Here is a 10,877-nt window from a genome sequence, read left to right on the forward strand (position 1 = left end):
AAAAACGCCCCACCGCCGGCGAGGACGTCGATGACGCGCCCGTGCAGGTCGCCCTGCTCGCTGAAGTTCGGCTCGAACACGGTGAGGGGTGCCGCATCTGCGAGGTGCAGCGCGACCCAGCCGTCGCCGCCCGGAAGCTCACCACGACCCGACCAGAGCACTTCACCGGATGTCGTCAACCCATCGAGCATCGAAGGGCTGTAGTCGCGCACCCGGCTCGGCAGCACCATGCTCTCCCACGTGCTCGCCGGCAGGGCCACCCCGGCGAGTTGGTCGATCGCGGCCACGAGCCCGTCGACTCCGCGCAGATCGCCGAAGCGATGCCAGGTCGGTAGGAACCGGCCGAGCGCGCGCTGCGGCACCGGCTCGACTTCGGAGCGCAGGGCCGCGAGCGAGCGCCGCCGCAGTCGACGCAGGATCTCGGCATCCACCCACTCGATCCCCGTGGCCCCCGGGCGGAACTCGCCCTCGACAACGCGACGGTCGGCCGCGAAGCGGCGCAACACGTCGGTTACCACGGCGACGCCGAGTCCGAGCCGGTCGGCGGCATCCTGCGCGGTGAAGGGTCCGTGGGTGCGGACGTACCGCGATACGAGATCGCCGACCGGATCGTCGACCGGATCGAGGAACGCCGTCGGCACCCCGATGGGCAGCGGCACCCCGAGCGCATCCCGCAACCGACTGGCATCCTCGACGACCGCCCAGCGGGCATCGCCCGCGATCGTCGCGCGGATCACCCGGTTGCTGCGTGCGAGGCGTTCGATCTCTGCTTTGATCCAGCCCGGCGCGGTCGGACCCCCTTCGATCTGGGTCTGACTGCGCGCGGCTGGATCTAGGCGTGGGGTGGTGCGGAGGGCGAGCTCGGCCGTGCTGAGGGGGCCGAGGAGGCGGAGCAGGTCGACCAGGCCCTCGACATCCTTCGCGTGGCGTTCGGGGTCGAGGCGTTGCAGTTCGAGTTCGGTCCGCTCGATCACCTTCGGGTCGAGCAGTTCGCGTAGCTCGGCGCGGCCGAGCAGTTCGGCGAGCAGCGTCGGGTCGAGGGAGAGGGCGGCGGCGCGGCGCTCGGCGAGCGGGGAGTCCCCCTCGTACATGAACGCGGCGACGTAGCCGAACAGCAGGCTGCGGGCGAAGGGCGACGGGGATGTCGTCTCGACTTCCATGAGGCGCACGGAGCGGTTCGCGATGTTGGTCGTCAGCTCTGCCAGGGCGGGGAGGTCGTAGACGTCTTGCAGCACCTCGCGCACCGTCTCGAGGATGATCGGGAACGTCGGGTACTTGCGCGCGACATCCAGCAGCTGTGCGCTGCGCTGCCGCTGCTGCCAGAGCGGGTTGCGGCGGCCCGGGTTGTAACGGGGGAGCAGCAGGGCACGCGCGGCGTTCTCGCGGAATCGCGAGGCGAACAGCGCCGACCCACCGACTTCGAGGGTCACCAGCTCTTCGAGCTCCTCCCGCTCGAACAGGAACAGTTCGGCGCCGGGCGGGTCGGCATCCGTCTCGGGCAGTCGCACGACGATGCCGTCATCGCCCGCCATCGCCGACCCTTCCACCCCGAGGCGTTCGCGGATGCGGGCCGAGACCGCGAGGGCCCACGGGGCGTGTACCGGCATCCCGTAAGGAGAGTGCAGCACGACCCGCCAGTCGCCGAGCTCGTCGCGGAACCGTTCGACGAGCAGGGTCGTGTCAGTCGGCACCGTGCCGGTCGCCTGCTTCTGTTCCTCGACGAACCGGATCAGGTTCTGCACGGCCCACTCGTCGAGACCACTCGCGCGCAGCCGGTCTTCGATGCCCTTCGGTTTTGCCGCCAGGTCTTTCGTGAACGCCCCGATCGCCTGGCCGAGTTCCGCGGGGCGGCCGAGTCCGTCGCCCTTCCAGAACGGCACGCGGCCGGGTTGCCCGAACGCCGGGGTCACGAGTACCCGGTCGGAGGTGATCTCTTCGATACGCCAGCTCGTCGCCCCGAGGGCGATGACATCCGCGACGCGCGACTCGTAGACCATTTCTTCGTCGAGTTCCCCCACTCTTCTCGCGCCATCTTCGGTGCCGACGATGAAGACGCCGAACATCCCCCGATCGGGAATCGTGCCGCCGCTGGTGACGGCCAGCCGCTGCGCCCCGGGACGCCCAGCGATCGTGCCGGCAACGCGGTCCCAGACGATGCGCGGGCGCAGTTCGGCGAACTCATCCGACGGATAGCGCCCGGCGAGCAGGTCGAGGGTCGCCTCGTACGCGCTGCGGGGGAGCGTCGCGAACGGTGCCGAACGCCGCACGGTTTCAAACCACTCCTCGACCTCGATCGTGTCGAGCGCGACGGCGGCGACCGTTTGCTGGGCGAGGATGTCGAGCGGATTCTGCGGCACCGCGATCGCCTCGATCAGCCCGGTACGCATCCGCTCGCTCACCACCGTCGTGCCGAGCAGGTCGGCCCGGTGCTTGGGGAAGAGCACGCCCTTCGAGATCTCGCCCACCTGGTGCCCGGCGCGCCCAACCCGCTGCAGACCCGACGCGACGGAGGGCGGGGTCTCGACCTGGATGACCAGGTCGACGGCACCCATGTCGATGCCGAGTTCGAGCGAACTGGTCGCCACGACGCAGCGCAGAGTGCCCGACTTGAGCGCATCCTCGATCTCGGCACGCTGCTCCTTGCTGACGGAGCCGTGGTGCGCGCGCGCCAACACCGGCGGTGCACCCGTGGTCGCTCCCGACTGGCCCATGACGTGTGCGGGCGGTCTCGATACACCGCCTTCGGCGGCACTCGACCCGCTGAGGACGAGGCCCTCAGCGATCTCGGCGTAGACGTCGTTCATGGATGCCGTGATGCGTTCGGCGAGGCGGCGCGAGTTGACGAACACGATCGTCGACCGGTGCTCGAGCACTTGCTCGACGACGGCCCGATCGACGTGGGGCCAGATCGAACCGGCCGACTGCAGCCCGGTCTCTTCGGGTTCACCCGGACCCGGTGCCACCGGCTCGGTCGACCGAACCCCGAGCTCGGTCATGTCCTCAACCGGCACGACGACCCGCAGGTCGAAGGTCTTCGCCGCGGGAGGCTGCACGATCGTCACCGGCGCGACACCGCCGAGGAATCGTGCCACCTCCTCGATGGGGCGCACCGTCGCCGAGAGCCCGATGCGTTGCGCAGGCGTCTCGAGGAGGGCATCCAATCGTTCGAGCGTGACCGCGAGGTGCGCGCCGCGCTTCGACGCCGCCACCGCGTGGATCTCGTCGACGATCACCGTCTCGACACCGGTGAGGGTCTCGCGGGCGGCGCTCGTGAGCATCAGGTAGAGCGACTCGGGCGTCGTGATGAGGATGTCGGGAGGCTCGCGTTGCAGCAGGCGCCGGTCGGCGGAGGTGGTGTCGCCCGAGCGCACCCCGACGGCGATCGGCGGAACCTCCTGGCCCAGACGCCGACCCGTCGCCGAGATGCCGACGAGCGGCGCCCGCAGGTTGCGCTCCACGTCGACGCCGAGCGCCTTGAGCGGCGAGATATACAGAACGCGGGTGCGGCGCTTCGGGTCGTCGGGCTTCGAGGTCGCCGCAAGCCGGTCCAGTGACCAGAGGAATGCGCTCAGGGTCTTGCCGGATCCGGTCGGCGCGACGACGAGCGCGTGACGCCCCGACGCGATCGCCTCCCACGCCCCGGACTGCGCCGGAGTCGGCTCAGGGAACGCGCCCGAGAACCACTCCCGAGTGGCGGGAGTGAAGCGCTCGAGCGCAGCGTGCATCCTCACATCCTCGTCGGAACCGCCGTCAACCGCCCGGGTTCGTCAGCCGAGGTCAGCCGAACTCGACGTCGAGGAAGGCGACGACATCCTGAAGCACGGCATCTGACACGGAGTGCCCGAGGCCCTCATAGATGCGCTCGGTGAGGCGCGAGTGCTCCGGCAACCAGTCGGCGGTATCCGCGAACCGCCAGGCCGGGATGACCTCGTCGGCGGTGCCGCGCCCCGAGAACACCGGCGGCCGACGGGCGGCCATCGTGGCGTCACCCGGATCGTCCTCGGGATGCCGCGCGCTGGCGAGCATGACGAGGGCGTCAGCGACCCGCGGCCGACGGCGCAGCACCTGAAGTCCCACGCATCCGCCCTGCGAGAACCCGAGGATGCCGACCCGCGACGCCTTGCCCGCAATCTCCTCGATCCAGTCGGCGAGTTCATCGGCGGCCTGGTCGACGTCGGTCCCCTCGATCCCGTCATCGAGCGGGAACCACGAGTAGCCGATCCCCATCGGGTGCGGCAGCGGCGCGCGGGGTGCGGCGATCACGAAGTTCAGCGGCAGGTACGGCGCGAGTTGGAAGAGGTCCCCTTCGTGGCTGCCGTAGCCGTGCAACAGGATCAGGTGAGGCCGCCCCGCGCGCTCGCGCTCCGGGCTGCTCCACATCACGTGCTCGGGGTCGATCGGCATCTCACGAGGCTATCTGCCCGAAATGGCTGACCTTTCGCAACGAAGGTCAGCCATTTCGGGCAAATAGCCGAGAGGCAGCAACAATGGGGAGCATGAGCTCTGTGGGCACACCCGACCCGAACTCGTCCTGGCTCTCCGACGAGGAGTTGGCCGAGGTGCGGCGCCGCATCCCGCTGCTGTACGTCGAGGCGGTGCCGGTGCGGGTCGACGGGATGGGCGTGGTCACGAGCGTCGGGCTGTTGTTGCGCGCGAACCCGCAGGGCGCGATCACGCGCACCGTCGTGTCGGGGCGGGTGATGTTCGGCGAGACGATTCGGGATGCCCTCTTCCGTCACCTTGAGAAGGATCTCGGGCCGATCGCGTTCCCGCAGTTGCCGGCGAGCCCGCTGCCGTTCCAGGTCGCCGAGTACTTTCCGATCCCCGGGCTGAGCCCCTTTCACGACGAACGACAGCACTCCGTGTCGCTCGCCTACGTGGTGCCGGTTACGGGTACCTGCGAGCCCCGGCAGGATGCCCTCGAACTGTCGTGGATGACACCCGCCGAGGCGTCGTCGCCGCAGATCCACGCCGAGATGGAAGGCGGACGCGGCACCCTGTTGCGCGCGGCCCTGGCGTCGGTGGGGGTTCTGGCCTGAGTCGCACCCCGAACTGGGTCGGTGACACCCTGCTGTGCTCGACGTAGCGTGGCTATTCGGCGCGAGCCGCCCTAGGTAGTCCTCAGACTCTCCCTAGGTGAGCCCGCCCCGCGACTTCGTCCCAAGTCGCGGGGCGGTGCGGCTCACCTGCGGTGCGTGCGAGCGACGGCGACCCGTCGAATGCCGACGGCCCGGAACTGCCAGAGCGCCCACGCCCCGATCCAGACGAACGGGGTCACCACTCCCGCGGAGATGTCGAGTCGGTCGCGGTAGAGGGTTCGGCCGTCCGGCAGCGGTGAGACCGCCATCCGGTGCCGCCAGTGCCTGACGAGCCCGATCGCGCCCGAGACCGGCCCGCCGGAATCCTCGAGGATCCGTGCCCCGCCCCGCCGCGACGTCGACAGCCGGATGCGCTGGTCACCGAGGGGCAGGATGCCGAACACCCGCAGGCGCACCAGGTGATCGCCGGAATTCCAGGTCGGCGGAAATCGCCGGTGTCCGACCGGTTCGATCTCGATCAGCGGCGCGACCACCTCGCCGAGCGCGATCGGGTCCTGCAACATCGCCCACACCTCGTCGGGGTAGGCGTCGAGTTCGAGCCGAAGGACCACGCGCATGACCCCCAGTCTGCGCCGCTAGCCTCGATCCGTGAAAGAGGCAGCGCCCCGCAGTCAGACGAGTTACCAGGTGCGTTTCGAGTGGGGCGTCGCTGTCGACGCGGATGTCGTGGCCTGGATCGACGAGATCGGTTCCGAGCCCGTTCCTCCCGGCGCGAGGGTGACGGCGCTCGCCGAGGCGGCGGAGTTTGCGCAGTGGTGCCTCCAGCGGCAGGAGGAACTGGGCGTCAGCGCCCGGGAGCTGAGCTAGCCGCCTGCCTGGCGCGATGCGCCCGCACTTTCGCGCGATTGCCACAGCGTTGCATCGAACACCAACGGCGGTTCGCGGTGCGCGACTCGTCGCGGAAGACCCGGCGGCAGTCGTCGGCGTCGCACCGCCGGATGCGCTCGGGCTCGACCGACAGGATCGTGATCGCGTCGCGCGCGAGGGTCGAGAGAGCTTGCCCGATGCGGATGCGCCCGGCTCCGGCCTGTCGCCGTCCGCCGGCGAGGGCGGGCGGGATGTCGGGGGTCGCGCCGAACAGGTTGATCGTGTCGACGTCGTCGGGGTCGAGCGACTGTCGGTCGGCGGCTGCGGTCGCGAGCCGGTCGATCGCGGCGCGCAGACCCAGCGCGTCGGTCAGGTCGCGGTCGGATGCCTCGGTGGCATCCAGTCGCTCGTAGCGGGCGGCGAGCCACTCGGCAAGGTCGCGGGCGTGCACGGGCTCGGGCGCCGACGCGAAATCGAGGCTGTCGGCTCCGGCGTCGAAGAACCAGCTGACGCCTTCCGGAGCGATCAGCCATTGCCCGGTGCTCACTCAGCCGCCTTGCAGCTCGGATTCATGTAACTCAGTGTGCCGGTTACCGGCTTCGTCGCGGTGGAGCCAGGCGATCTGGAATCGCGTGTCGAACTTTCGCGAACACTTCGCGCACGACAGGGCCCGAGCCGGCTTGCGGTACCGGTAGTGCACGTGCCCGTTCGGGCAGGTGCCGATCCAGGTCGCAAGGTCGTCGGCGATCGCGCCGCCATGCAGCCGCTTGCCTTCGTAGCCGAGTTCCGCGGCGACCTTCTTCCAGCGCGGCCCGTGCCCCGCCCCAGGCCCGGCGAGTGCGTGCGCCACCTCGTGCAGGAGCACCTGGTGGATCTCGTCGTCTTCGTATCGCCCGGCGAGGTGCCGCGAGACCGTGATGCGCTTCGCGCGGTAGTCGCACAGCCCCGCCCGGGTGCGCGCGTGGTCGAACCCGAAGGTCCAGCCTGCGTCGAGGTGCAACGCGATGAGGGCATCCGCCCATCGCCGCACGCGATCGAGATCGGCCATGCCTAGCCTTCTTCGAGCGGTACGAGCCGCACCTGCATGAGACGGTCGTCGCCGTCGCGCGGGTCGCCGCGCCCGTCAGTGTTGTTGGTGAGGAACCAGAGACTCCCGTCGGGGCCGGCTGCGACATCCCGGATACGTCCGAACTCTCCGACGAACCACGGGGTCGCTCCAGCGGAGCCATCGTCACCCACGTAGATCGCCCACACCCGCTCCCCGCGGAGTGCCGCAAGGAAGAAGGTTCCGTCGACATAGGCCAGTCCGCTCGGGCTCGCGTCGGAGGTCGCCCACTGCAACACCGGATCGACGAACCGGGGGTCGCCGGTCTGCCCCTCGACGACCGGCCAACCGTAGTTCGCGCCCGGATCGATGCGGTTGAACTCGTCCCAGGTGTTCTGCCCGAACTCGGCTGCCCAGAGCTGCCCGTCGGCATCCCAGGCGATGCCCTGCGGGTTGCGGTGCCCGAGGGAGTAGACGAGTGAGCCCTCGGTCGGGTTGTCGTCGGGAACGTCGCCCTCGGGAGTCATCCGCAGGATCTTGCCGTTCAGCGATGCCGGGTCTTGCGAGAGGTCGGGCACTGCGGCATCGCCGACGGTCGCGTAGAGCATGCCGTCGGGACCGAACGCAATGCGACCGCCGTTGTGGTTGCCGGCCTTCGCGATCCCGGTGAGCACGACCTCCGGTTCGCCGAGCTCACCGTCGTCGTAGGGCATTCGCACGATGCGGTTGTCGTCGGCCGCCGTGAAGTAGGCGTAGACCCAGGCGTCGCCATCGGCCGACAGATACGCCAGCCCGAGCAGCCCGCCCTCCCCGCCGAACGCGACGCCCGGCACGACGCCCACCTCGGCCGGCGACCGATCGGCAGCGACACTGAGGATGCGGCCGTCGTCACGCTGTGAGATGAGCGTGTCATCGGCGGAGATGCGCAGGATCGACCACGGCGCCGCGAGCCCAGTCGTCACATCGAACGGCGCACCCGCGGGTTGCACCTGGCCGACGGTCGCCGACGGTTTCGGGGCGGGCGTGCCGGGCACCGTCACCGGGTTCGCCATGCCGCAACCCGCGAGCGCGAGCGTCGTGGCGAAGGCGACGAGCGGGAGGATGCGGCGCATGCCCCGACCCTATGTCGGGCCGGTGTCGCCGCGGCCGGGGCGCACCTGGAAGATGCTGCGGGCCGGTGGCGGCGACGGTGTGGAGGAGGCGTCGGTCACGATCGTCGCTCCTGCGATCCAGTCCCGCAGGTCGCGGCCGCGTACCACGCTCGCTGGATGCGGTCCCGACGCGAGCAGCCGCGGCATCCACTCGATCGGCAGGTCGTCGTTCGACGCGACGAACACGAAGTTGCCGTAGCGGCGTCCTTTGAGCACGGCGGATTCGGCGAGCAGCGCGGTGTCGGCGAAGACGTAACCGAGGGTCGAGCCCTGACCGCGCGCGAAGGCGAGCGACCCTCCGTCGGCGACGTTGACGAGCACCACGCCCTGGGGCGCGAGGAACGCTGCGACCTCGGCGTAGAACTCGACGCTCGTGACGTGCGCCGGAATGCGAGCGCCTCCGAAGACATCGACGACGATGAGGTCGGCGGTGCCCGTAAGCGCGGTGGGCAGCTTGGTGAGCGCCTCCCGCGCGTCGCCGTAGCGGACACGGATGCTCGCCGCCTTCGACCACGGCAGGTGCTCGCGCACGAGGTCGACAAGGCCGCGCTCCAGCTCGAGCACCTGCTGCCGCGAACCGGGTCGGGTCGCCTCGAGGTAGCGCGGCAGGGTGAGTGCGCCCGCCCCGAGGTGCAGGGCGGTGAGCGGCCCTTCCGGCAGCTGGTCGATGACGTGGCCCATGCGGTTCACGTACTCGAAGAACAGCTCCTCGGGCCGGTCGGGGTTCACGTGCGACTGGGGGGTTCCGTCGACGACGAGCAGGTAGCTGCCCGGGGTGAACGGGTCGTCGCGGATGACCGCGTGCAGCCCGCTCGCCAGTGTCGTCTCCGCGATGTCACCCACCCTTCGATCCTCCCATCCGGTCGCTCCGCGGCCGGGGAGGAGGGACTTATAGACCCATCGAGGATCGAAGTCAAGGAATAGCTGGACGTGTCGACGAGTTGAGCCCTATAGTTGATCCTTGCGCCTGTCAACCACTCTCGCCGTCATATTGCGGTCGGCTTGAAGAGGGTTCTGGCGCAAAAACCCATCCGACCGACCCTGAACTGAAAGCCTGAGCTTTCACGGAGGTTGTATCCCTTGGCTGCTGCGCGCACGTCTAAGAAGTCCCTCATCACCGGCCGCACCGCATCGCGGCTCTCGTTCGCCAAGATCGCCGACACCCTCACGGTGCCCGATCTTCTGGCCCTGCAGACCGAGAGCTTCGACTGGCTGGTCGGCAACGACGCGTGGAAGGCCCGGGTGACAGCCGCGAAGGCCGCCGGCGACGCGGGCGTTCCCGAGACCACCGGTCTCGACGAGATCTTCGAAGAGATCTCGCCGATCGAAGACCTCGGCGAGACGATGCAGCTCTCGTTCTCGGCTCCCGAGCTCGAGGAGCCGAAGTACACGATCGACGAGTGTAAGGAGCGCGGCAAGACGTTCGCTGCTCCGCTCTACGTCAACGCCGAGTTCATGAACCACATGACGGGCGAGATCAAGACCCAGACGGTGTTCATGGGCGACTTCCCGCTGATGACCGCGAAGGGCACGTTCATCATCAACGGCACCGAGCGTGTCGTCGTCTCGCAGCTCGTGCGCAGCCCCGGCGTCTACTTCGAGCGCGTGAACGACAAGACCTCCGACAAGGACATCTACTCGGCCCGCATCATCCCGAGCCGCGGTGCGTGGCTCGAGTTCGAGATCGACAAGCGCGACCAGGTGGGCGTGCGCATCGACCGCAAGCGCAAGCAGTCGGTCACCGTGTTCCTCAAGGCGCTCGGCATGACGAGCGAAGAGATCCTCGCGGCCTTCCCCGGCTACGAGTCGATCGCCGGCACGCTTGAGAAGGATGCCATCCTCACCAAGGAGGAGGCGCTGAAGGACATCTACCGCAAGCTCCGTCCGGGCGAGCAGGTTGCCGCCGAGGCCGCGCGTGCGCTGCTCGACAACTTCTACTTCAACCCGAAGCGTTACGACCTGGCGAAGGTTGGTCGGTACAAGATCAACCGCAAGCTCGGGATCGACGCGGGCCTGAAGGATTCGGTGCTGACGCTCGAGGACATCCTCGCGACGATCAAGTACCTCGTCGCCCTGCACGCCGAGCAGACCACCCTCCCGGGTGTTCGCGACGGCAAGAAGGTCGACATCCGTCTCGACGTCGACGACATCGACCACTTCGGCAACCGTCGCATCCGCGCGGTCGGCGAGCTCATCCAGAACCAGGTGCGCACCGGCCTGTCCCGCATGGAGCGTGTCGTTCGCGAGCGCATGACCACGCAGGACATCGAAGCGATCACCCCGCAGACCCTGATCAATGTGCGCCCCGTCGTCGCCGCGATCAAGGAGTTCTTCGGAACGTCGCAGCTCAGCCAGTTCATGGACCAGAACAACCCGCTCTCGGAAGTCACCCACAAGCGCCGCGTCTCGGCACTTGGACCGGGCGGCCTGACGCGCGAGCGCGCCGGCTTCGAAGTGCGCGACGTGCATCCGACCCATTACGGCCGCGTCTGCCCGATCGAGACCCCGGAAGGCCCGAACATCGGCCTGATCAACTCGCTCGCCGTGTATGCACGCACCAATGACTATGGCTTCATCGAGACGCCCTTCCGCCGCGTGATCGATTCGAAGATCACCGACCAGGTCGATTACCTGTCGGCGATTGAAGAAAACGAGTTCGTGGTGGCGCAGGCCAACGCGACGGTCGATGCCAGCGGCACGCTGATCGAAGATCTGGCGACCGTCCGCGAGCGTGGTGAAATCCTGCTCAAGACGCCGTCCGAAGTGAACTACATG

General features: G+C 68.8%; 9 protein-coding genes and 1 pseudogene. 3 read left to right on the plus strand and 7 right to left on the minus strand.

Annotation, left to right across the window (positions count from 1 at the left end; genetic code table 11):
- Together RMO30_RS04195 and RMO30_RS04200 are read right to left on the minus strand one after the other, a co-directional pair.
- A partial coding sequence (locus tag RMO30_RS04195; protein WP_309709919.1) for an ATP-dependent helicase occupies positions 1–3,725 on the minus strand: 3,725 nt, incomplete at its 3' end.
- A 52-nt stretch (positions 3,726–3,777) separates the two neighbouring features.
- Positions 3,778–4,404, minus strand: a complete 627-nt coding sequence (locus RMO30_RS04200; RefSeq protein ID WP_309709921.1) for an alpha/beta fold hydrolase — start codon at positions 4,402–4,404, stop codon at positions 3,778–3,780.
- A 92-nt stretch (positions 4,405–4,496) separates the two neighbouring features.
- Between RMO30_RS04200 and RMO30_RS04205 the strand changes: the two genes are divergently transcribed.
- Entirely contained in the window at positions 4,497–5,039 is a 543-nt protein-coding gene (locus RMO30_RS04205; protein ID WP_309709923.1) for an NUDIX hydrolase family protein, read from the plus strand.
- A 143-nt stretch (positions 5,040–5,182) separates the two neighbouring features.
- Here RMO30_RS04205 and RMO30_RS04210 read toward each other — a convergent pair whose 3' ends face one another.
- Positions 5,183–5,656, minus strand: coding sequence for a hypothetical protein (locus RMO30_RS04210; RefSeq protein ID WP_309709926.1), 474 nt, complete (start codon positions 5,654–5,656; stop codon positions 5,183–5,185).
- 31 nt (positions 5,657–5,687) lie between these two features.
- On the opposite strand from RMO30_RS04210, the gene RMO30_RS04215 reads away from it, so the two are divergent.
- Positions 5,688–5,906: a hypothetical protein gene (locus tag RMO30_RS04215; protein ID WP_309709929.1), complete on the plus strand. Its 219-nt coding sequence runs from the start codon at positions 5,688–5,690 to the stop codon at positions 5,904–5,906.
- Here the strand turns inward: RMO30_RS04215 and RMO30_RS04220 are convergent.
- From RMO30_RS04220 to RMO30_RS04235, 4 genes are read right to left on the minus strand one after another with little or no spacing between them, the layout of a single operon-like run.
- A complete protein-coding gene (locus RMO30_RS04220) occupies positions 5,884–6,453 on the minus strand; it encodes a CGNR zinc finger domain-containing protein (protein WP_309709931.1) in 570 nt (189 codons plus the stop codon). The two genes, RMO30_RS04215 and RMO30_RS04220, sit on opposite strands and share 23 nt — an antisense overlap.
- Positions 6,454–6,954: a SprT-like domain-containing protein gene (locus RMO30_RS04225; RefSeq protein WP_309709934.1), complete on the minus strand. Its 501-nt coding sequence runs from the start codon at positions 6,952–6,954 to the stop codon at positions 6,454–6,456.
- 2 nt (positions 6,955–6,956) lie between these two features.
- Positions 6,957–8,063 (minus strand): PQQ-dependent sugar dehydrogenase, encoded by a 1,107-nt coding sequence (locus RMO30_RS04230; protein ID WP_309709936.1) that lies wholly within the window; start codon positions 8,061–8,063, stop codon positions 6,957–6,959.
- 9 nt (positions 8,064–8,072) lie between these two features.
- Positions 8,073–8,936, minus strand: a complete 864-nt coding sequence (locus RMO30_RS04235) for a fused MFS/spermidine synthase (RefSeq protein ID WP_309709938.1) — start codon at positions 8,934–8,936, stop codon at positions 8,073–8,075.
- A gap of 246 nt (positions 8,937–9,182) precedes the next feature.
- On the opposite strand from RMO30_RS04235, the pseudogene RMO30_RS04240 reads away from it, so the two are divergent.
- Positions 9,183–10,877 (plus strand): annotated as a pseudogene (locus tag RMO30_RS04240) (DNA-directed RNA polymerase subunit beta); the annotation flags it as partial.

The organism is Pseudolysinimonas sp., from assembly GCF_031389465.1.
GTDB lineage: Bacteria > Actinomycetota > Actinomycetes > Actinomycetales > Microbacteriaceae > Pseudolysinimonas_A.